Source organism: Kribbella aluminosa (genome assembly GCF_017876295.1).
Lineage (GTDB): Bacteria > Actinomycetota > Actinomycetes > Propionibacteriales > Kribbellaceae > Kribbella > Kribbella aluminosa.
On the sequence record NZ_JAGINT010000002.1, the window covers coordinates 2,005,880 to 2,026,265 of the forward strand.

General features: G+C 69.3%; 24 protein-coding genes. 11 read left to right on the top strand and 13 right to left on the bottom strand.

The features are described 5' to 3' along the window. Position 1 precedes the first annotated feature (1 nt). Positions 2–631, bottom strand: a complete 630-nt coding sequence (locus JOF29_RS30890) for a hypothetical protein (protein WP_209697920.1) — start codon at positions 629–631, stop codon at positions 2–4. Positions 632–758: 127 nt separating this feature from the next. Then, positions 759–1,358 (bottom strand): uridine kinase family protein, encoded by a 600-nt coding sequence (locus tag JOF29_RS30895; protein WP_209697921.1) that lies wholly within the window; start codon positions 1,356–1,358, stop codon positions 759–761. 60 nt (positions 1,359–1,418) lie between these two features. Here JOF29_RS30895 and JOF29_RS30900 point away from each other — a divergent pair, with 60 nt between their 5' ends. Beyond that, positions 1,419–1,856: a hypothetical protein gene (locus tag JOF29_RS30900; protein WP_209697922.1), complete on the top strand. Its 438-nt coding sequence runs from the start codon at positions 1,419–1,421 to the stop codon at positions 1,854–1,856. Here the strand turns inward: JOF29_RS30900 and JOF29_RS30905 are convergent. Both JOF29_RS30905 and JOF29_RS30910 read right to left on the bottom strand, forming a co-directional pair. Beyond that, a complete protein-coding gene (locus tag JOF29_RS30905) occupies positions 1,813–2,598 on the bottom strand; it encodes a phosphotransferase (protein ID WP_209697923.1) in 786 nt (261 codons plus the stop codon). The two genes, JOF29_RS30900 and JOF29_RS30905, sit on opposite strands and share 44 nt — an antisense overlap. 6 nt (positions 2,599–2,604) lie before the next feature. Next, complete coding sequence (locus JOF29_RS30910) at positions 2,605–3,552, bottom strand: sugar-binding transcriptional regulator (RefSeq protein WP_209697924.1); 948 nt, start codon at positions 3,550–3,552, stop codon at positions 2,605–2,607. A 195-nt stretch (positions 3,553–3,747) separates the two neighbouring features. On the opposite strand from JOF29_RS30910, the gene JOF29_RS30915 reads away from it, so the two are divergent. Genes JOF29_RS30915 through xylB form a run of 5 tightly spaced genes read left to right on the top strand, consistent with a single transcriptional unit; the run spans position 3,748 to position 9,850 of the window. Beyond that, positions 3,748–5,115 carry an ABC transporter substrate-binding protein gene (locus JOF29_RS30915; RefSeq protein WP_307863775.1) on the top strand — a complete coding sequence of 456 codons (1,368 nt, stop codon included), beginning with the start codon at positions 3,748–3,750 and terminating at the stop codon, positions 5,113–5,115. A 12-nt stretch (positions 5,116–5,127) separates the two neighbouring features. Further along, complete coding sequence (locus JOF29_RS30920; RefSeq protein WP_209697925.1) at positions 5,128–6,096, top strand: carbohydrate ABC transporter permease; 969 nt, start codon at positions 5,128–5,130, stop codon at positions 6,094–6,096. After that, positions 6,093–6,938 (top strand): carbohydrate ABC transporter permease, encoded by an 846-nt coding sequence (locus JOF29_RS30925; protein WP_209697926.1) that lies wholly within the window; start codon positions 6,093–6,095, stop codon positions 6,936–6,938. The genes JOF29_RS30920 and JOF29_RS30925 overlap by 4 nt, the downstream gene beginning before the upstream one ends. Then, the gene (locus tag JOF29_RS30930; RefSeq protein WP_209697927.1) at positions 6,935–8,398 is read left to right on the top strand and encodes a mannitol dehydrogenase family protein; all 1,464 of its coding nucleotides are present in this window, start codon (positions 6,935–6,937) and stop codon (positions 8,396–8,398) included. The genes JOF29_RS30925 and JOF29_RS30930 overlap by 4 nt, the downstream gene beginning before the upstream one ends. Positions 8,399–8,407: 9 nt before the next feature. After that, a complete protein-coding gene (gene xylB / locus JOF29_RS30935) occupies positions 8,408–9,850 on the top strand; it encodes a xylulokinase (RefSeq protein ID WP_209697928.1) in 1,443 nt (480 codons plus the stop codon). A 42-nt stretch (positions 9,851–9,892) separates the two neighbouring features. Here the strand turns inward: xylB and JOF29_RS30940 are convergent, their stop codons facing one another. Then, positions 9,893–10,339 (bottom strand): MarR family winged helix-turn-helix transcriptional regulator, encoded by a 447-nt coding sequence (locus tag JOF29_RS30940; RefSeq protein WP_209697929.1) that lies wholly within the window; start codon positions 10,337–10,339, stop codon positions 9,893–9,895. Continuing rightward, positions 10,336–10,758 (bottom strand): SRPBCC family protein, encoded by a 423-nt coding sequence (locus tag JOF29_RS30945; protein WP_209697930.1) that lies wholly within the window; start codon positions 10,756–10,758, stop codon positions 10,336–10,338. The genes JOF29_RS30940 and JOF29_RS30945 overlap by 4 nt, the downstream gene beginning before the upstream one ends. Before the next feature lie 85 nt (positions 10,759–10,843). On the opposite strand from JOF29_RS30945, the gene JOF29_RS30950 reads away from it, so the two are divergent. After that, positions 10,844–11,344, top strand: a complete 501-nt coding sequence (locus JOF29_RS30950) for a YkvA family protein (protein ID WP_209697931.1) — start codon at positions 10,844–10,846, stop codon at positions 11,342–11,344. Here JOF29_RS30950 and JOF29_RS30955 read toward each other — a convergent pair. Together JOF29_RS30955 and JOF29_RS30960 are read right to left on the bottom strand one after the other, a co-directional pair. Beyond that, positions 11,328–11,585 carry a hypothetical protein gene (locus JOF29_RS30955; RefSeq protein WP_209697932.1) on the bottom strand — a complete coding sequence of 86 codons (258 nt, stop codon included), beginning with the start codon at positions 11,583–11,585 and terminating at the stop codon, positions 11,328–11,330. The two genes, JOF29_RS30950 and JOF29_RS30955, sit on opposite strands and share 17 nt — an antisense overlap. Further along, positions 11,582–12,325: a sulfite exporter TauE/SafE family protein gene (locus tag JOF29_RS30960; protein WP_209697933.1), complete on the bottom strand. Its 744-nt coding sequence runs from the start codon at positions 12,323–12,325 to the stop codon at positions 11,582–11,584. Before JOF29_RS30960 ends, JOF29_RS30955 begins: the two co-directional genes overlap by 4 nt. 82 nt (positions 12,326–12,407) lie before the next feature. Between JOF29_RS30960 and JOF29_RS30965 the strand changes: the two genes are divergently transcribed. Then, on the top strand, positions 12,408–13,289 hold the full coding sequence (locus tag JOF29_RS30965) for a LysR family transcriptional regulator (RefSeq protein ID WP_209697934.1): 882 nt from the start codon (positions 12,408–12,410) through the stop codon (positions 13,287–13,289). Next, positions 13,286–13,651, top strand: coding sequence for a hypothetical protein (locus tag JOF29_RS30970; protein ID WP_209697935.1), 366 nt, complete (start codon positions 13,286–13,288; stop codon positions 13,649–13,651). Before JOF29_RS30965 ends, JOF29_RS30970 begins: the two co-directional genes overlap by 4 nt. A gap of 79 nt (positions 13,652–13,730) precedes the next feature. On the opposite strand, the gene JOF29_RS30975 is transcribed toward JOF29_RS30970, so the two are convergent. After that, positions 13,731–14,270 carry an RNA polymerase sigma factor gene (locus tag JOF29_RS30975; protein ID WP_209697936.1) on the bottom strand — a complete coding sequence of 180 codons (540 nt, stop codon included), beginning with the start codon at positions 14,268–14,270 and terminating at the stop codon, positions 13,731–13,733. A gap of 41 nt (positions 14,271–14,311) precedes the next feature. On the opposite strand from JOF29_RS30975, the gene JOF29_RS30980 reads away from it, so the two are divergent. Continuing rightward, positions 14,312–15,322 carry a serine/threonine-protein kinase gene (locus JOF29_RS30980; RefSeq protein WP_209697937.1) on the top strand — a complete coding sequence of 337 codons (1,011 nt, stop codon included), beginning with the start codon at positions 14,312–14,314 and terminating at the stop codon, positions 15,320–15,322. A gap of 1 nt (position 15,323) precedes the next feature. Here JOF29_RS30980 and JOF29_RS30985 read toward each other — a convergent pair whose 3' ends face one another. The 4 genes from JOF29_RS30985 to deoC form a co-directional block, all read right to left on the bottom strand. Continuing rightward, entirely contained in the window at positions 15,324–16,346 is a 1,023-nt protein-coding gene (locus JOF29_RS30985) for a S66 family peptidase (RefSeq protein ID WP_209697938.1), read from the bottom strand. A 156-nt stretch (positions 16,347–16,502) separates the two neighbouring features. Next, positions 16,503–17,384, bottom strand: a complete 882-nt coding sequence (locus JOF29_RS30990; protein ID WP_209697939.1) for an aldehyde dehydrogenase family protein — start codon at positions 17,382–17,384, stop codon at positions 16,503–16,505. Next, entirely contained in the window at positions 17,374–18,810 is a 1,437-nt protein-coding gene (locus JOF29_RS30995; protein ID WP_209697940.1) for an aldehyde dehydrogenase family protein, read from the bottom strand. Before JOF29_RS30995 ends, JOF29_RS30990 begins: the two co-directional genes overlap by 11 nt. 5 nt (positions 18,811–18,815) lie before the next feature. Then, on the bottom strand, positions 18,816–19,772 hold the full coding sequence (gene deoC / locus JOF29_RS31000; RefSeq protein ID WP_209697941.1) for a deoxyribose-phosphate aldolase: 957 nt from the start codon (positions 19,770–19,772) through the stop codon (positions 18,816–18,818). Between the two features lie 46 nt (positions 19,773–19,818). Here deoC and JOF29_RS31005 point away from each other — a divergent pair, with 46 nt between their 5' ends. Continuing rightward, positions 19,819–20,379, top strand: a complete 561-nt coding sequence (locus tag JOF29_RS31005) for a PH domain-containing protein (protein WP_209697942.1) — start codon at positions 19,819–19,821, stop codon at positions 20,377–20,379. Positions 20,380–20,386: the final 7 nt, after the last annotated feature.

Below are 20,386 nucleotides of genomic sequence, written 5' to 3' on the forward strand. Positions count from 1 at the left end.
GTCAGTTCGACGGCGCGGTCAGGCGGGTGCGCTGGTCCTTGACCAGGGTGGTGATGAGGCCGGTGTCCGGGGTCAGCGCGGTCCCCAGGGCGGCGGCCTCGCGGACCGTGAACTCGACGACGATCTCGCCGATCGCGAGGCTGGCCTCGGCTACGGCTACGGACTGGTCGGCGGCGCCGTCGTACTGGACGTTCGCGTCGGAGAGCGCGTTCGGGAGGGCGAACGGGTGGTCGTGGGTGTCCTGCTTCCAGAGACCGTCCTGCAGGGCCTGCGCCTTCGTCGCGGAGCCGGTCTTGAACAGCTGGACGGTGTAGCGCTTCTTCTTGTCGGGGCTGAGCCGGGTCGCCCGGTACCCCTCGACGAAAGCGGCGTTCAGCAGCAGGGCGCGGTCCACCGCCGGGTCGGCGGACCAGGTGTTCAGGTACGACGTCGCCGTGAACGCGCCGGTGAGGCTGCCCGGATCGGCGACGTACCCGCGGGGCAGCACGACCAGGTCGGCGAGCGTGTTCTTCGCCGTCTTGTCCGCCGTACCGGTGAGCGCCGAGTGCTTCGCGGCCGGCGTCTCGGCAGCCGTCGCCGAACTACGGCCGTCACTCCCACAAGCCGTCACGCCGAGCAGCAGCGCAGTCACTACAACGGCAACTCCTGCAGCATTCCGTCTCACTGTCCCTCTCCGTCCGGCCACTCGCCCCGAGTGCATCCGATGATTGGCACCGATACCAACAGAAGTTGGTTAACTTCAGGCGAACAATCTTGTGTCAGGACGAGGTTGTCGCGGTGAGAAGGGTCTCGATCCGGGCCCGGGCGGCCTTCGGGTGCAGGGGTTCGCAGCCGGCGGCGACGCACCGGGCCACCACCTGCGGATCGTCACGAAGCAGCAACAGACCGCGACGGAGCAACGTCAGCGGGGGTTTCCGGTGCTCGCGCAGATCGCGCTGGAAGCGCCGCGCGAACGTGACGATCCGGTGGTGGTAGACGCAGATCGCCGCGGCGAGCAGGCCGCGCTCGGTGAGCGCGCCGGTGATCTGGTCCGCGAAGATGCCCTCGGCAACGATCAGCGGAGCGTCGCCGATGCTGACCGGGCGGTGACCGACGGTACCGTCGGCGGCGATGTCGTAGACCGGAAGTTCCGCGGATCCCGTCGTACACAACTGCTCGAGGGCCGCGACCGCACGGTCGCCGTCCCAGGACCGCGGGTCGTCCCAGTCGACGATCCCGAGCGGCGACCGCGGCATCGCCTCGTCGTCCCCGTCGCGGTAGAAGTCGTCCAGCCGCACCACCGGCAACCCGACCCGCTCCGCAAGCCGCGACTTCCCCGCCCCCGAAGGGCCGGCCAGCAACACCACCCGTGAACGCACCGCCTCATTCTCTTCCACTCCATCCAGTAACAGTCAATCCGGTCCGCCCGATAACCAGACATGCCAAAGCTGAAGCTGGGTGCAGCCTTGTACGCGCTGCTTGCGCTCGTCGAGTTGGTGTCCGCTGTGCTGGTCTACGCGGCGCACGGCGACTACGCCCAGGGTGAGCCGTGGTTTCTGGTGGTGGTCGCGAGCATGTTGGCACTCATCGGCGTGCTGTTGGGCGTCGGCGCGGTCACCCGGCGCGGGCTCGTGGCCGACGACGGGCCGTGGATCTGCCGGAAGGGCTGGATCGTGGTGATCGGCCTGACTGCGGCGACGTTCGCGGCGCTGATGCTCAGTGATACGGGCACCATCCGCACGTTTCCGAACCCGGCAATCGTGTTCTTACCGAATTTCGTCAAGCGGCTGCAGGAGAAGTACTACGAGGGCGTGGAAGAGGCCGAGCGGGAGATTAATGCAGCAGAGCCTGATGGTGAGCGGCCGACGACTGGTTGAACCAGGTGTTGGTGCGGTCGGTGAGTTCTGCTTCGCCCGTCGTCCAGCGTTGGCGGAACCAAGGGTGGCCGGACTCGGCGCCGCGGCGTACGTAGTCCATGCACCAGATGTGGTTGTCGGCGGCCGCGTCCACCAGGCGGGCGCGGTCCGCGTCGGTCAGGCCGTAGGTGTCGGCGAAGCGGCGGAAGCGGGTCAGTGAGCGGCCTCGGCGTACGTCGTGGGTGTCGGGGTCGGGGCGGAGCGGGGCCCACAGGCGGATCGCGGTCGCCACGTCCCACAACGCCGACCCCGGTCCGGCGAGGTCGAAGTCGATCAGAGCTACCGCGACGCCGTCCCGGAACACCACGTTGTCGAGGTTCGGGTCGTTGTGGCTGATCAGCCCGGTCACGTACGACGCCGGCACCGGCTCGGCCCACGCCAGCCCGACCGGCCGGAAATCCGCCACCGCCTCGTGGTACGCCCGCAGCAGCAGCGCGACGCTGTCGAGCGCCTCGTCCGTCATCGACCACGCCGGGTACGGCGCCTGCACCGTCTCGCCAGGCAGATACGACAACACCTCCCGCCCCTGCGAGTCGACGCCCAGCAATCGCGGCGCACCGTCGAACCCGACCCGCTCGAGGTGCTCCAGCAGCGCGTGCGTCGCCGTACTACTGGCGCGCAGCGGTCGTCGGACGGTGTCTCCGACCCGCACGACGAACCCGCGGTTCGCAGTCCCGCCGAGCAGCAATGTCTCGTCAGGCATCGCGCGCTAGTCTGTCGCGTTCAGCAGCGCCTTCGCCAGGGGTGCGTGGGTAACGATCGCGTTCACCAGCCCGCTGCGGACGGCGGCGCGGACCGCGGCCACCTTCGCGAGCCCGTACGGGATCGCGATCACCTCGTCGATCTTGTCCATCTGCTCGGCGTTGATCGCGATCACCCGGTCCGTGACCCGGCTCTGCACCGCGACACCGTCGGCGTCCACGAAGACCCCCGAGATGTCGGCCACGACGCCGCGCCGCTGGAGCTGTTCGCAGGCCTTCTCGTCCATCGCGTCGTACAGCGTCGACTGCCCGGCCTCCCAGGACCCGAGCCCGACCACCGCCTTCGACACCGAGTCGAAGTGGCTGATCGCCTCGGCCACCTCGGGCTGCTGCCGCAACGCCCGCGCCGTCGCTGCGTCCGGGACCACGAGCGGCGCATAGAACAGGTACGCCGGACCGCCCGACAGCCGAGCCGTGTGCCGGACCAGTTCGACCGAGTTCGCCTCGACGTCCGGGCGGGTGAGCGCACCGGTCAGCTGTACGACGGGCACCGGGGCGAGGGACGTGAGCTGCTCGGTCATCGCGGTCACGGCCCGCGCCCATGCGAGCCCGAGCACGTCGTCGGGCGTGACGATCTCGGACAACAGGTCGGCGGCGGCCTTACCGAGCTGGGTACGCAGCGCCGGCTCGTCCACCTCGGGGGTGTCGACGACGATCGCGCGGCGCAGCCCGAGCGCCTCCTGCAGACGGGCGGACAGGTCCAGGTCGATGGCGCCCGGATGGCTGATCTCGATCCGCACCAGCCCGCTGCTGCGCGCCTGGTCGAGCAGCCGCGCGACCTTGAACCGGCTGAGCCGGAACTCGTCGGCGATCTCCACCTTCGAGCGCCCGTCGACGTAGTACCGCCGCGCGATCGACGCCGTCAGTACCAGCTGCGCCGGCCCCAGGGTATCCATCAACGCTCCCCACTCCCGTCGCCCGCTCATATGAGCACGCGTGTACCCAAGTGTTGCACAGACCCTTGACAGGTCAAGAGGCCTCCGGTCTACTCGTGCTGTGAGCGGAGGCTCGCTCAGATGAGCAAGCCAAAGACAAAGCCAAAAGCACCCGCCTCGCTTCGCTCGGCGGGGGTGTAGGTCGAGGGAGTGGCTGTGCTGAGTAGGCGCAAACGCATCGGAGTGGCCGGGGTCGCGGTGCTGATGACCGCGGTCACCGGCTGTGCGGGCTGGGGCGGTGGCGTCGGCGGCGGTGGTGCGGACAGCATCAACGTGCTGATGGTGAACAACCCGCAGATGGTGGATCTGCAGAAGCTGACCGCCGACAACTTCACCAAGCAGACCGGTATCAAGGTGAACTTCACCGTGCTGCCGGAGAACGACGTCCGGGACAAGATCAGCCAGGAGTTCTCCAGCCAGGCCGGTCAGTACGACGTCGCGTCGGTGAGCAACTTCGAGATCCCGATCTACGCGAGGTCCAAGTGGATCGCGCCGTTGTCGGACTACATCGCCAAGGATCCGTCGTTCGACCAGAGCGACATCCTGAAGCCGATGACCCTGTCGATGACCGGCACGGACGGCAAGATCTACGGCGAACCGTTCTACGGCGAGTCGTCGTTCCTGATGTACCGCAAGGACATCCTGGCCGCCAAGGGCATCACGATGCCGGCCAAGCCGACCTGGCAGGAGGTCGCGGACATCGCGGCCAAGGTCGACCATGCACAGCCCGGTATGCGCGGGATCTGCCTGCGCGGCCAGCCCGGCTGGGGCCAGCTGTTCGCCCCGCTCACCACGGTCGTGAACACCTTCGGCGGCACCTGGTTCACCAAGGACTGGCAGCCGCAGGTCAACTCGCCGGCGTTCACCGAGGCGACCAAGTTCTACGTCGACCTGGTCCGCGCGCACGGTGAGGCGGGCGCGCCGCAGGCCGGCTTCACCGAGTGCCTGAACAACACCATCCAGAGCAACGTCGCGATGTGGTACGACGCCACCTCGGCGGCCGGGTCGCTCGAGGCGCCGAACTCGCCGGTCAAGGGCAAGATGGGATACGCGCCGGCACCGGTGATGAAGACCGACAGCTCCGGCTGGCTGTACGCGTGGGCGTGGGGGATCCAGCAGGCGTCGACGAAGAAGGACAACGCCTGGAAGTTCATCTCCTGGGCGTCCGGCAAGGACTACGAGAACCTGGTCGGCCAGAAGGTTGGCTGGTCCAACGTTCCGGCCGGCAAGCGGGCGTCGACGTACCAGAATCCGGAGTACCTGAAGAGCGCGGCGGCGTTCGCGGAGCCGACCAGGAGCGCGATCGAGCACGCGGACCCGAACAACCCGGGCACCCAGCCGCGGCCGGCGCCGGGCATCCAGTTCGTCGACATCCCGGAGTTCCCGGACCTCGGGACCCAGGTCAGTCAGGACGTGAGTTCGGCGATCGCCGGGAAGACGAGCGTCGACGACGCCCTGAAACAAGGACAGAAACTCGCAGGCGACGTCGCCGAGCGGTACCGCTCGCGCCAGGCGAAGAAGTAAGGGGGACAGGTCATGTCTGTTGACTCCAAGTCTGACACCGGCGCGAAAGCAGGCCGCCGCCGCGCGGCCGCGCGGTCCGGCTCACAGGGCACGATGATGCGCACGGCCGGCGACTGGGCCCGTCGCGGACCGTTGCTGCCCGCGCTGATCTTCATGATCGTCGTGACCCAGCTGCCGTTCGTGGTGACGATCATCGTGTCCTTCATGAACTGGAACGCGTACTACCCCGACGACCGCGGGTTCGCCGGATTCGCGAACTTCCGCCGGGTGCTGACCGACGCGAACACCCGGCACGCGATCTGGGTGACGATCCTGCTGACCGCGGGCGTCGTGCTGGTCAGCCTGGTCCTCGGGCTGCTGATCGCGCTGCTGCTGGACCGCAGGTTCCGCGGCCGGGGCGCCGTCCGGACGATGATGATCACGCCGTTCCTGGTGGTCCCCGTCGCCGCGGCACTGCTGTGGAAGCACGCGCTGTACAACCCGACGTACGGTCTGTTCAACGGTGTGCTGAAGTGGATCTTCGGTGCCAACGCTCCACAACCCGACTGGATCAGCAACCAGCCGTTGTGGTCGATCATCTTCGCGCTGGTCTGGCAGTGGACGCCGTTCATGATGCTGATCCTGCTGGCCGGGCTGCAGAGCCGGCCGCTGGACGTCATCGAGGCGGCCGGGATCGACGGCGCGAACCAGTGGGAGATCTTCCGCTACATGACGCTGCCGCACCTGCGTCAGTACCTGGAGCTGTCCGCGCTGCTCGGGTCGATCTACGTCGTACAGAACTTCGACGCGGTCTTCACGATCACCTCCGGCGGCCTCGGTACGGCGAACCTCCCGTACACGATCTACCAGACCTTCTACACCGCGCACGACTACGGACGGGCGTCCGCGGCCGGCGTGATCGTTGTGATCGGCACGATCGCGATCGCGACCTTCGCCCTGCGCTCGGTGTCCACACTGTTCCGAGAGGAGACCGGCAAATGAGTTCCCAGGTCACGATCGTGACTGGGAAGAAGAATCGCGGTGGTGGGTTCGTCCTCAGCGGTGTGGCGTGGATCGTCGGGATCCTGTTCGTGCTGCCGGTGCTGTGGATGCTGCTGACCTCGTTCCACTCCGAGCCGAACGCGGCCAAGAACCCGCCGGACGTCGCGGCGCCGCTGACGCTGGACGGCTACCGGTCGTTCTTCAGCACCGGACCGTGGCCCTCGATCGCGAACTCGCTGACCTCGAGCATCCTGTCCACGGTGCTGGTCATCCTGCTCGCGTTCCCGGCGGCGTACGCGTTGTCGATCCGGCCGGTTCGCAAGTGGACCGACGTACTGTTCTTCTTCCTGTCCACGAAGATGCTGCCGGTGGTGGCCGGGCTGCTGCCGATCTACCTGTTCGCGCAGTCGGTCGGGTTCCTGGACAACATCTGGCTGCTGATCATCCTGTACACCTCGATGAACCTGCCGATCGCGGTCTGGATGCTGCGCAGCTTCCTCTCCGAGGTGCCGGTGGAGATTCTGGAGGCTGCCTCGGTCGACGGGGCTTCACTGATCCGCACGCTCAGATCGGTGGTCGCGCCGGTCGTGACACCCGGGATCGCCTCGGCCGCGCTGATCTGCTTCATCTTCAGCTGGAACGAGCTGCTGTTCGCCCGGGTCCTGACCGGCACGGTGGCGCAGACGGCTCCGGTGTTCTTGACTGGGTTCGTGACCAGTCAAGGATTGTTCCTCGCCAAAGTCTGTGCCGCGTCCATCGTGGTGTCGCTGCCGGTGCTGATCGCCGGGTTCGCCGCGCAGGACAAGCTCGTCCAGGGCCTGTCGCTGGGGGCGGTCAAGTGAAGTTGTCCGCTGCTGGTGTCGATGCTCTTGGCAAGGATGTCGCGGTTCCGGGGTACGACCGTACGGCGGTGACGCCGGGGATCGTGCACTTCGGCGTCGGCGGCTTCCATCGGGCGCATCAGGCGATGTACCTGGATCGGTTGATGAACGAAGGGAAGGCGCTCGACTGGGGGATCGTAGGGGTCGGGGTGCTGCCGAACGACCGGCGGATGGCGGAGGTGATGGCGGCCCAGGACTGCTTGTACACGTTGGTGATCAAGCATCCGGACGGCACGCTGGAGCCGCGCGTCATCGGCTCGATCGTGGGCTACTTGTTCGCCCCTGACGACCCGGAGGCAGTGCTGGCGCGAATGGTGGATCCGGCCACAAGGATCGTGTCGTTGACGATCACCGAGGGCGGGTACCACGTCAACCAGGTGACGGGGGAGCTGGACGCCTCGGATCCAGCGCTGGCCGCGGACCTGGTCCCGGGGGCGACGCCGGGGAGTGCGTTCGGGTTCATCGTCGAGGCGCTGCGCCGGCGGCGGGAGGCCGGCGTACCGCCGTTCACCGTGATGTCCTGCGACAACATCCCCGGGAACGGGCACGTGGCACGGAAGATGATCGCCGGGTTCGCCCGGCTGAAGGACCCCGTCATGGCGGAGTTCCTGGAGAACGAGGTGCGGTTCCCGAACTGCATGGTGGACCGGATCACGCCGGTCACCACGGATGCGGACCGCGCGGCGCTGGCGGACCGGTTCGGGGTCGAGGACGGGTGGCCGGTGGTGTGCGAGCCGTTCACCCAGTGGGTGCTCGAGGACGACTTCGGCGGTGTGCGGCCGCCGTACGAGGATGTCGGCGTCCAGATCGTCGAGGACGTCGAGCCGTACGAGCTGATGAAGCTGCGGCTGCTCAACGCCTCGCATCAGGCGCTGTGCTACCTCGGCTTCCTGGCCGGGTACCGGTACGCGCACGAGGTGTGCCAGGACAAGCTGTTCGTCGACTTCCTGCTCGGCTACATGGACAACGAAGGTACGCCGACGTTGCCGCCGGTGCCCGGGGTGGACCTGGAGCGGTACAAGCACCAGCTGATCGAGCGGTTCGCGAATCCCGAGGTACGGGACACGCTGGCGCGGCTGTGCGCGGAGAGCTCGGACCGGATCCCGAAGTGGTTGCTGCCCGTGGTTCGTGAGCAGTTGGCGGCCGGGCGGGAGATCAAGCGGTCGGTGCTCGTGGTCGCGTCGTGGGCGCGGTACGCCGAGGCCGTCGACGAGCAGGGGAACCCGATCGAGGTCGTGGACCGGTTGCGGGACAAGCTGGTCGAACGGGCGCAGCACAACCGGGAGGATCCGCTGGTGTTCATCTCGGACCCGGACCTGTTCGGGGACCTGGCGTCCGACGAGCGGTTCGTGACGCCATACCGCGCCGCCCTGAAGTCGCTCCACGAGATCGGCGCCCGCGCAACGCTGGAAGCACTCTAGTGTGGGGGCATGACTGAGCTGAGGCTGGTCGCCGGGGTGGACTGCTCCACCCAGGCGACCAAAGTTCTGGTGTGCGACGCCGAGACCGGAGCGGTCGTCCGCGAAGGCCGGGCACCGCATCCCGACGCCACCCAGGTGGATCCGGCCGAGTGGTGGAAGGCGTGGGAGACCGCGTCCGACGGCCTCCTCGACGGCGTCCGGGCGATCGCGGTCGGCGGCCAGCAGCACGGCATGGTCCTCCTCGACGATGCCGGCCAGGTCGTCCACCCGGCCGTCCTCTGGAACGACACCAGCTCGGCAGACGCCACCACCGAGTTGATCGCCGAGCTGGGCGGCCCCGAGGCGTGGGCCGAAGCGATCGGCTCGGTCCCCGTCCCGTCCTTCACCGTCACCAAGCTGCGGTGGATGCGGGACGAGGCGGCGGGCAACGACGTACGGCGGGAGGCTGTCCGGAGGGCTGCGGCGGTGGTGCTGCCGCACGACTGGATGACGCACCAGCTGGCCGCCGATCGGTCCGGGATCGAGGGGATCACCACCGATCGGGGAGATGTCTCAGGGACCGGTTGGTGGTCGCCGACGACGGACAGCTATCGGACCGACCTGGTGGAGCTCGCGTTCGGCCGGCAGCTGCAACTGCCGCGGGTTGCCGGGCCGGCGGAGATCGTCGGGCAGACGGCGTTCGGTGCGGCGATCGCGGCCGGTACCGGGGACAACGCGGCCGCGGCGCTCGGGCTCGACCTGCAGCCCGGTGACGTCGCTGTCTCGCTCGGCACCAGCGGTACGGCGTTCGCGCGGTCGGCGCACCCGACCAAGGACGCGACCGGCCTGGTCGCCGCCTTCGCCGACGCCACCGGCGAGTACCTCCCGCTCGTCTGCACGCTGAACGCGGCCCGCGTGATGTCCGCGACCGCGCAGATGCTCGGCCTGGAACTCTCCGCCTTCGACGAGGCCGCGATCACTTCACCCGGCAGCGACGGCCTGGTCCTGCTCCCGTTCCTGGACGGCGAACGTACGCCGGACCTCCCGCACTCCACCGGCCTCGTCTACGGCCTGACCCGGGCGACCATGCAGCCCGCAACCATGGCCCGCGCCGCGGTGGAAGGCCTGCTCTGTGGCCTGGCCGACGCCGTCGACGCGCTCCGCGACCAGAACGTCCCGGTCCGGCGCGTCCTCCTGCTGGGCGGCGGCGCCCGCTCCCGCGCCGTACAAGCCCTGGCCCCCGCCCTCCTGGGAGCCGAGGTCGTCCTCCCCGAACCAGCCGAGTACGTAGCCCTCGGCGCCGCCCGCCAGGCCGCCTGGGCCCTCTCCGGCGCCCCGACCCCACCGACCTGGCAGATCCCCCTCACCAAACCCGAACCCGCCGTCACCGTCGACGCCGCCACCATCCGCGCCAATTACCACCAAGTCCTCACGAACACCCGCCCTCTCCTCTCCCAGCCGTACAGCCGTTAGGCGGGGAAAGAAATGGTCGTATGCTGACGGTTTCTTTCCCCCTCAGCCGGACTTGGCAATGCGCCTGAGCGCAGTGCGGAGAACTACCGGGGCGTCGCCGAACAACTCCTCGTCCAGGGCCTGGGCGATCGCGATGGCCTTGCGGGTGGTGCGGCGGCCCGCCGGGGTGAGCTGGAGCCGGTAGGCGCGACCGTCGGAGGGATCCGGCGTACGACTGAGGAGGCCGGCTTCCTCGAGGTTCTTGACGACCTTCGAGGTCATCATCCGGTCGGCGCCGGCGGTCTGTGCGACCTGCTGCTGGGTCGGCGCGCCGTGGGTGTGCTCCGCCCATCCCGCGGACGCGAGCAGCAGGAACTGGGTCGGCGTCAGGCCGATCTCCCGCAGGCGCCGGTCCAGCTCGGCGCGCCACCGCAGGGCCGCGTGGTGCAACCAGAACCCGGGCGAGGCCAGCGGGCCTTCGGCAGTCTCGTGGGCCTCGCCGGCGGTCACGCGACCGCCGCGGCGCGGGCTTCGAGGGCCGCCCAGGTACGGAAGAAGTCGTGGCGCATCCGGCGGCCGAAGTGGAGCCGGAACAGCGGGACGAGCGGACCGGTGACCCGAACGGTCCGGGTACAACGGATCTTGCCGCCGGGCAGTTGCTCGTAGTCGTTGGACCCCCACAACGTGCCGCCCGGCAGCTTGCACTCAGTCGCCCAACGACGCTCCGGAACGACTTCGGTCACCGTGAACGCCGCGCCGGGATTGCCCTTCTGCTTGACCCATCCGGTGCTTCCGACCGCGAAGTCGCCGTCCAGCCGCGCGACGTCCTCGTGCGGATCCCACTCCGGCCACCCGGCGACGTCGGTCACAACTCGCCACACCGCGGCGGTCTGCCCGGTGATGACGGTCTCTTCTCTGATTTCGTACATCGCGACCTCCTGTTGTCGCGACAACAGTAATTGTCGTCGCGACAACAAGTCAAGAGGTGCTGGAAACGACCTCTACAGTTGGTGGATGGTGTACTTCGGTGGGTTGCTCGGGCTGGTCGGGCTGCTGACGCTGTTGTTTCGCGACGGTGATGTCGTCGGGCTGCCTGCGGCCGGCGTCGGGGTTGGGTTGCTGGTGCTCGGCGCCGGGCTCGGCGCGCTGGGCGTGGTTCGCCGGCGCGTCGTACGCCGCCGGAAGATCGAGCGCGGCGAGCCGGTCCCGGTGGGCAACGTGCTCGAGCGGGCGCAGGCCCTGCCGCGGTTGCTCCGCGACGTACGCCGTGGCGCCTACACGGACCTCCCGCGGAACCGGACGTTCCTCTGGCTGCTCGCGATCGTCTACCTGGTGTCGCCGATCGACATCATCCCGGATCTGCTGCCGATCATTGGTGTCACCGACGACGCCGGTGTGTTCATGTGGCTGCTCACCAGCGTCTCCACGGCCGCCGGGCTCTACCTGCGCAAGGAGCGCGAGCAGCTCCCGCAGCAGCCGCCGCCGCGCGGCCGCCGGGCTACGGACGACGGCTGAGCCAGTCGGCGACGTCCTCGGCCGCTTCCTCGAGATGCTCGTAGGCGAACAGCTGCAGGGCGTCCGTCGGCGTACCGCGGCCGCCGAGACGGTTGGCCGCGGCAACCAGTTCCTGCGCGGCGGCGAGTACCCGCGCCGCCTGCGCCGCCGCCTCCGCCGGATCGTCCAGCGACACGGCCGCAGCCGCCAGGTCCGCGACCTCGCAGGCCTGGTAGGCCATCGCGACCCGCGCCGGGCTCATCTGAAGGCCCTAACGAAGAACAGCCCGGTCATCAGTACGGCGGTGCTCAGCACCAGCCCCCGCAGTACGCCGGCCGGCAACCGCCGGACGACATGTGCTCCGCCGTACCCGCCGATCGTCGCGCCGGTGAGCATCGCGACCAGCTGTGACGGCTGCGCCAGTACGTCGGCCGCGAACACGAAGATCACCGCCGCCGTCAGGTAGACCGCAGCGACCTGGACGACCCGCAGCGGGTTGCCGCGGGCCGGGTCGAGGGTGGTCGTCGCGGTCCAGAACGCGAGCATCATCAACCCGACCGCGCCACCGAAGTACCCGCCGTAGATCGCGAGCAGGAACTGTCCGGCCAGGATCGCCGCCGGCCCCGGATACCCGAGTCGTAGTGCAGCGGTAAGCCGCTTGCCGAAGGCCAGCACGAGGGTCGCGAACGCGAGCAGCCACGGAACGGCCGCATCGAATGACGCCGACGGCAGCAACAGCAACAACCCGGCCCCGATCGCACCACCACAGGCGCTCGCGAGAGTCAGCCGCAGCGGCGACGGCCGGTGGAAGCCCTCGAGTTCGCGGCGGTAGACCCACGCGCTGGTCGCGTTCCCGGGCAGCAGCGCGACGGTCGTGGTCGCGTTCGCGGTCACCGGCGGCATCCCGGCGCCCACCAGCGCGGCGAGGGCCACGAAGCTTCCGCCGCCGCCGACGGCGTTCAGGGCGCCGGCCGCGACACCGGCCAGGAGGATCAGCAGCACCCTTCGAGGATCCGGGTTCCGCGGACACTCCACAATGCGCGATCCCCGTAGTCAGCCTCAGCCTGGGACGTAGGCTGAGGGCATGCGGTACGACCTCGACGATCTCCGGCTGTTCACGCACGTCGCGGCGGAAGGCTCGATCACCGCCGGAGCGCGGGTGATGCACCTCAGTCTGCCTTCGGCCAGTGCGCGGGTCAGGGCGCTCGAAGCGCAGGCCGGCGTACCGCTCCTGGTCCGCGAGCGGCGCGGCGTCCGGCTGACCCCGGCGGGCGCCACGCTGGCGCGGCACGCGCGGGAGGTGCTGGCCGAGACGACCCGCCTGGACAGCGCGGTCGCGTCGTACGCCGTCCCGCGCTCGGCCCCGATCCGGCTGGTCGCCGGCGGGTCCGCGATGCACCAATTGGTCCCGCTCGCGCTCGCCACGTTCCTCCGCGACCATCCGGAGTACGACGTGAACGTGAGCGAGCGGCGGACCGTCCGGATGGTCCGCCTGCTCGCGGCGGGCGAGGCGGATCTCGGCGTGATCCTGGACGACGAGCCGACCCCGCTGCGCACCGAACCGCTGGCCGACGACTCGCTGGTCGTGATCGGCCAGGCGGGCGGCACGCTGTCGGGGCGGGCGTCGATCGCGTACGCCGAGGTCGCGGAGCACCCGCTGGTGGGGCTGGATCGGAACTCGCCGCTCAGCCAGTGGATGGACGATCGGCTCGGCCCGCAGGCGCCGGCGCCGCGGTACCGCACGCTGGTGCCGACGTTGCACGCGCTGATCACGCTCGCGACGGCGGGCGCCGGGCTGGCTGTCGTACCGCGTCGTGCTGTCGATCCGAGCGCCGAGGTCGACATCTGCCCGCTGCAGGACGCGTGGTCGACCCGGCATCACCTGGTCTGCTACGCGGCCGATGCCCCGGAGGCGGCGTACCTGCTGGCGGAGCACCTGCACGCAGCAGTTAGCGTTCAGGCATGAGCGCGGACATCCCACTGCAGGCGTTCGAGGCCCTGTTGCACAGTCCGAACGCGCCGACGGTCTGCCGGGCGCTGAACATGTACCAGGTGGCCGCGGCCTACACCCAACTCAGCGGCGGCAACCCACTGGAGCCACTGGCCGCCGACGTACGCCAGGTAGCCCTCGCCATCCTCTCCCACCCACCGGTCGAGGCGAGCGAGGACATTGCCGCCGCTTTCGACCACGTGAGCGCCCTGAACGTCCTCACCACCCTCGCCCAGCCGGAAGACCTCGACGTGATCACCGGGATCCTCGATGGCACGTCCGACGACCAGGTGCGCGCCATCGCCGAGTTGGCGGCGCAGACCGCGCGCCGGGGGTAGTGGACCTGCATGCATGCAGAACCCCCGGTTTCAGGCCCGGAACCGGCCGCGCCTGCGGGTTGTGCATGCGCTGGCGTCCTCAGCGCACGGTGAGCCGCTCCGCGACAGCCTTCCGAGCCTGGTGGATGCGGGCTTTGACGGTGCCGAGCGGGACGTCCAGCTCGTCGGCGATCTCGGCGTACGAGAGGGCTCCGAGGTCGCGCAGGACGAGGGGCTGGACGAGTTGCGGGTGGCTGGACTCGAGGGCTTCCAGGGCCTCGAGCAGGTCCAGGCGGGAGCCGGCGATGACCGACGTTGTGCGTGGGTCGACGGACTCCGGGAGCACCTCGGCGGACTGCTCGACCGAGCGGCGCTTCAGCGTCCGGTAGGTCTGGCGCGCCTGGTTCGTGGCCACGATCGTCACCCAGCCGGCGAAACTCCCGGTGCCCCGGAACGTGTGCACCTTGTTCGCCACCTGGAGGAGCGTGTCCTGGACCGCTTCCTCGGCGTCCTCCCGGTGCGGCAGGAACTTGGCCACCCGGCGCTGCACCTGCGGACGGATCGCCTGCAGAAGTTGTGGAAGCACCGTCTGGTCCCCGGCCGCGGCCCGGGCTCCGAGTTCTTCCAGTTCCTCCGTCATGCTCCCCCTTGTGGACTGGTTTGTGACCGACAATAGCCGGGATGGATGTCATCGGGCGGTACCGGTTACGGGACAAGATCGGCGCGGGTGCGTTCGCGACCGTCTGGCGGGGGTACGACGACGACCTGGACGTCGACGTCGCCGTCAAGGTGCTGGCGGACAACTGGGCGTCGCGGGCCGACGTGCGGGAACGCTTCCTGTCCGAGGCGCGGCTGATGCGGCGGATCTCCAGCGACCGGGTGGTCCGGGTCTTCGACCTGGGCAAGCTCGACGACGGCCGTCCGTACTTCGTGATGGACTACGTCGGCGGCGGCACGCTGGCCGACGTACTGCGGCAGGGCCGGCTGGACGCGGTGGACGCGCTCTGGTGGGGCGCCGACCTGGCACGGGCGGTGGCCGCACTCCACGGCGAAGGCGTCGTACACCGCGACGTCACCCCGGCGAACCTGCTGCTCCGGCCGGGCGACGAGGCCGGCGGCGGGACGCACCGGATCGTGCTCGCCGACCTCGGCCTGGCGAAGCGCGCCGCGGAGGCGTCCGGCCTCACCCAGGCCGTCGGTACGCCGTCGTACATGGCGCCGGAGCAGGGCCGCGGCGACGGCGGCTTCGACGAACGCGCGGACGTCTACGCGGTCGGCGCGGTCACGTACGCACTGCTCACCGGCCATCCGCCGTACACCGCGGCCTCGATCGGCGACGTCCTGAACCGTGACCCGGACCTGCCGCCGCAGAGCCTCCGCCCGGTGCTGCACGACTCGGTCGGCCAGCTCGACGACGTCTTCGCACGGACGCTCGCGTACCGGGTCGCCGATCGCTGGGAGCGTGCCGACACCCTGGCCGACCGGCTGGAGGCGGAGGCGTACCGCCTGGAGCAGGAGGCACCGCAGCGCGCCGCCGAGCGGACCACGATCACTGAGGACGACCTGGACACCACAGTCGCCACCGATCCGCCGGTACGCCGCCGGCGCCGGATGCGCGCGTGGTTCCTACTGGCACTGCCGATCGTCTTCGCAGCAGCCGGCATCGGCGGATGGATCCTGTTCGGGCGATAACTCAGTAGACGACGGTGATTCGTTTCGCGGTCGGGTCGATCCGGGCCTCGCCACCGTACGGGAGGGTCAGCATCGGGTCGGTGTGGCCGATGTCGAGGCCCTTCACCACCACCGCGTCGGGGTTGTACTCCGTCAGCACTCGATCGACCGCGAGGTACTGATCGGTGACGTAGGCGACCGACTGCTCCGGCGTCAGCTCCTGGAACAGCGACCGCGACTTCGGCCGACCCCACAGCACAGCCTCGAAACGCTCCAGCAACCCGCGTTCGCCCATGTTCCGGAGGATCCGGTACACGGTCTCGGCGGACGGCATCTCCTCGCTGGTCTCGCCGAACAGGACACCGCCGTACGACTCGGTCGGCAGCATCCAGCGGTTCGCGGACAGCTGGAAGTCGAGGATCTCGACGCAACCGCCCCAGAGCTTCCCGGTCACCTCGCGGGTGCCGTTCCACAGCCATCCGGTCCCCGGGAACAGCGGCGGCTCGGTCTCCAGGTTCGCCGGGACGTTCCAGTCGTGGTCGGCGTCGGTCCAGCCCGTGGCCGGCGTCAGGTCGAACTCGCCGCCGGTGAACAACGCCGCGCGCAACGACCGCTCGGTGTCCGGGTGCATCGCGCCGCCGCGGCCGAACTGCACCATCACGCTGCCGCCGTAGTACCCCGGCAAGCCCTGTGAATAAAGGAAGTTCAGCAGGTTCGTGTTGTCGCTGTACCCGAAGAACGGCTTCGGATCCGCGTGGAACACCGCCGGGTCGAGGTGCTTCAGCACCGTGAGCTGGTCGTCGCCGCCGATGGTCGCGAACACCGCCCGGATCGACGGATCCGACCAGGCCGCATGCAGATCGGCGGCGCGCTCCGCCGGCGTACTCCCGAGCTTGCGGGTGGTCGGGTACTCGACCGGCTCCAGCCCGAAGTCGTCGCGCAGCCGCCGCAGCCCCAACTCATAAGGCCCCGGGAAGATCTCCGGCAGCCCGCGGGACGGCGAGACGATCGCGACCCGGTCACCTGGCTTCAAAACTGAGGGCATGTCTCACAATCCCACGCCTACTGCGGGGCACTCGGCACGGCACCTCGCCGCACGGGTGCAAAGGCCACGATGCTCCGCATCGAGACCTTCGCCCCCGCGCGCCGAGCTACCGCACCGAGCACCTCCTCGCGACGGCGTGGGATTGTGAGACATGCCCTAGACTCCGATCGGGTGCCAGACGGTTTTCAGTTCGAGGTACTGCGTGAGCCGGGACAGGCCCTGGTCCGCGGACCAGTCCTCCTCGGCGGGGCGGCGTACCCGCTTGAGGTTGCCGGCGGCGGCGATCTCCAGGTCGCGGGCCTCGTCCGCGGTCTCGATCCCGCACAGGTCGATCGCGTTCACGTCCTGGTGCGACGCCAGCCACGGCCCGATCTCGGACGCGGAGCCGGTCAGGAGGTTCACCACCCCGCCCGGTACGTCGGAGGTCGCCATCACCTCGCCCAGCGTCACGGCGGGCAACGGGCGCTCGTACGACGACACCGCGACCACCGTGTTGCCGGACACGATCGCAGGCGCGATCACGCTGGTCAGGCCGAGCAGGCTGGAGTCCTGCGGGGCGAGGACCGCGACCACACCGGTTGCCTCGGGCAACGAGAAGTCGAAGTACGGGCCGGCCACCGGGTTCGAGGAGCCGACCACCTGGGCGATCTTGTCGGCCCACCCGGCGTACCAGACCCAGCGGTCGATCGCCTCGTCCACGACTGCGCGCGCCTTCGAGATCGACAGCCCCTCGGACTGCGACACCTCCGCGCTGAACTGCTGGTGCCGGCCCTCCATCACCTCGGCGATCCGGTACAGCACCTGGCCGCGGTTGTACGCCGTCCGCGCGTGCCAGCCGTTGAACGCCTTCCGGGCCGCGACCACCGCGTCCCGGGCGTCCTTGCGGGAGGCCTGCGACGCGTTCGCGAGGAACTTGCCCTTGGCATTGTTCACGACGTACGACCGGCCGGATTCGCTGCGTGGGAAGGCGCCGCCGATGTAGAGCTTGTAGGTCTTGCGCACTTCGAGCCGTTGCGTGGCGGTGTCCTTAGTGGGCAAGGTAGGCCTCCAGACCGTGGCGACCGCCTTCGCGGCCGTAGCCCGACTCCTTGTACCCGCCGAACGGCGAGGTCGGGTCGAAGCGGTTGAACGTGTTCGCCCAGACCACGCCCGCGCGCAGCTGGTTCGCCATCCAGAGGATCCGGGAACCCTTGTCGGTCCAGATCCCCGCGGACAGCCCGAACGGGGTGTTGTTCGCCTTCTCGACCGCCTCGGCCGGAGTGCGGAACGTCAGCACCGACAGCACCGGCCCGAAGATCTCCTCGCGGGCGATCCGGTGCGCCTGCGAGACACCCGTGAAGACGGTCGGCGGGAACCAGTACCCCTGCGGCGGCAGCTCGCACGCCGGCGACCAGCGCTCGGCGCCCTCGTCCTCGCCGATCTGCGACAGCTCGCGGATCTTCGCCAGCTGGGCGGCCGAGTTGATCGCGCCGATGTCGGTGTTCTTGTCCAGCGGGTCGCCGACCCGCAGGGTCTCCATCCGGCGCTTCAGCCGGCCGAGCACCTCGTCGTACACGCTCTCCTGGACCAGCAGCCGCGAACCCGCGCAGCAGACGTGGCCCTGGTTGAAGAAGATGCCGTTGACGATGCCCTCGATGGTCTGGTCGATCGGCGCGTCCTCGAAGACGATGTTCGCCGCCTTGCCGCCAAGCTCCAGCGTGACCGCCTTGTGCGTCCCGGCGACCGACTTCGCGATCGCGCGGCCGACCGCGGTCGACCCGGTGAACGCGACCTTGTCGACGTCCGGGTGCTCGACCAGCGCCTGACCGGTCCGGCCCGCACCGGTGACGATGTTGACCACCCCCGGCGGCAGATCCGCCTGCTGGCAGATCTCCGCGAACGCGAGCGCGGTCAGCGGGGTGGTCTCGGCCGGCTTCAGTACGACGGTGTTGCCCGCGGCAAGCGCCGGGGCGATCTTCCAGGCCAGCATCAGCATCGGGAAGTTCCACGGGATCACCTGGCCCGCGACACCCCACGGCTGCGGGTCGTCACCGACACCGGCGTACTCCAGCTTGTCGGCCCAGCCCGCGTAGTAGAAGAAGTGTGCGGCCACCAACGGGATGTCGACGTCGCGGGACTCGCGGATCGGCTTGCCGTTGTCGAGCGACTCCAGCACCGCCAGCTCACGCGAGCGCTCCTGGATCAGCCGGGCGATCCGGAACAGGTACTTCGCCCGGTCCTTGCCGCTCATCGGGCCCCAGACCTTGTCGAACGCCTTCCTTGCGGCGCGAACCGCCTTGTCGACATCCGCCGGCCCGGCCTCGCTGACCTCGGCCAGCACCTCTTCGGAGGCAGGGCTGACGGTCTTGAAGGGCTTGCCGTCGGTGGCGTCGGTGAACTGGCCGTTGACGAACAGCCCGTACGACGACTTGATGTCGACGATCGCCCTCGACTCCGGGGCGGGTGCGTACTCGAATCTGCTCATGCCTGTCAGTCCAAGGTGAAGTAGTCGGGGCCCGGGTAGTGCCCGGTGGCCAGCTTGGTGCGTTGCATCAGCAGGTCGTTCAGCAGGCTGGACGCCCCGAAGCGGAACAACTCCGGGTCCAGCCAGTCCGGTCCGGCCGTCTCGTTGACCGTGACCAGGTACTTGATCGCGTCCTTCGACGTCCGGATGCCGCCGGCCGGCTTGACGCCGATGTGCAGCCCGGTGGCCTCGTGGTAGTCGCGGACCGCCTCCAGCATCACCAGCGTGACCGGCAGCGTGGCCGCGGGGGACACCTTGCCGGTGGAGGTCTTGATGAAGTCCGCGCCGGCCAGCATCGCCAGCCAGGACGCCCGCCGGACGTTGTCGTAGGTGACCAGCTCGCCGGTCTCCAGGATCACCTTGAGATGTGCGTCACCCGCGGCCTCGCGGATCGCGGAGATCTCGTCGAAGACCAGCGCGTACCGCCCGGAGAGGAAGGCGCCGCGGTCGATCACCATGTCGACCTCGTCGGCACCGGACGCGACCGCGTCCCTGGTGTCCTGGACCTTGATCGCCAGGCTGGAACGCCCGCTGGGGAAGGCGGTCGCGACACTCGCGACGTTGATCCCGGAGCCCTCCAGCTCGCGCTTCGCGGTGGCGACCAGGTCCGGGTACACACAGACAGCGGCCACCTGCGGAGCGGTCGGGTCGGCCGGGTCGGGCCGTTTCGCCTTCGCACACAGGGCCCGCACCTTGCCGGGGGTGTCCTGGCCCTCCAGCGTGGTCAGGTCGATCATCGAGATCGCCAGGTCCAGTGCGTAGGCCTTGGCGGTGGTCTTGATCGACCGGGTGCTCAGGGTGGCGGCACGGGCCTCCGCGCCGACCTGGTCGACGCCCGGCAGCCCGAGCAGGAACCGGCGCAGCCGATCCTCGGACGAGGTCACGTCGGCCAAGCTGTCGACGCCGCTGTCGAGTGTGGTCACCCAACGCAGTCTAGTGCCGATTCTGAGCGCCGGTTACGTTGTGCTGGTGAAGTCGAAATCGCCGGAGAGCGAGCAGTACCTGTCCCCGTCGAACCGGATCACCGGGACCGTCGTGCTGGTGATCGGGGCACTCGGCCTGCTCGACGTGGTCCTGGAATGGCGGACCGCGACGGGTGTCCTGGTCGGCAGCATCATCGGGATCTTCATGGTGCTTACGTACGTCGGCCTGATCCGGCCGTCGGTGACGCTCGACCCGGACCACCTGCTGCTCCGCAACCACCTGCGCGACCACCGGATCCCGTGGTCGAAGGTGACCGGCGCCGACGTCACCGACCTGCTCCGGGTGCACACCGAGGCGAACCGTTACCGCGCGCCCGGCGTCCAACTGGTCATGCGCGATCTTCGGAAGCAACGGGTCGGCGGCCGCAAGCTCGCCGCGGACAGCTCGATCTCCAAGGCCGACATCGTGGTCAGCCGGATCGAGAGCCACCAGGAGCAGTACGCCGGGAAGTCCGGCGGCGAGGTGGTCACCGCCTGGGCCCGGCCGGAGCTGATCGTGCTCGCGGCGCTGGCCGTGATCGCCGTCGTCGCAGGCATCCTGCGCTGATCAGGTG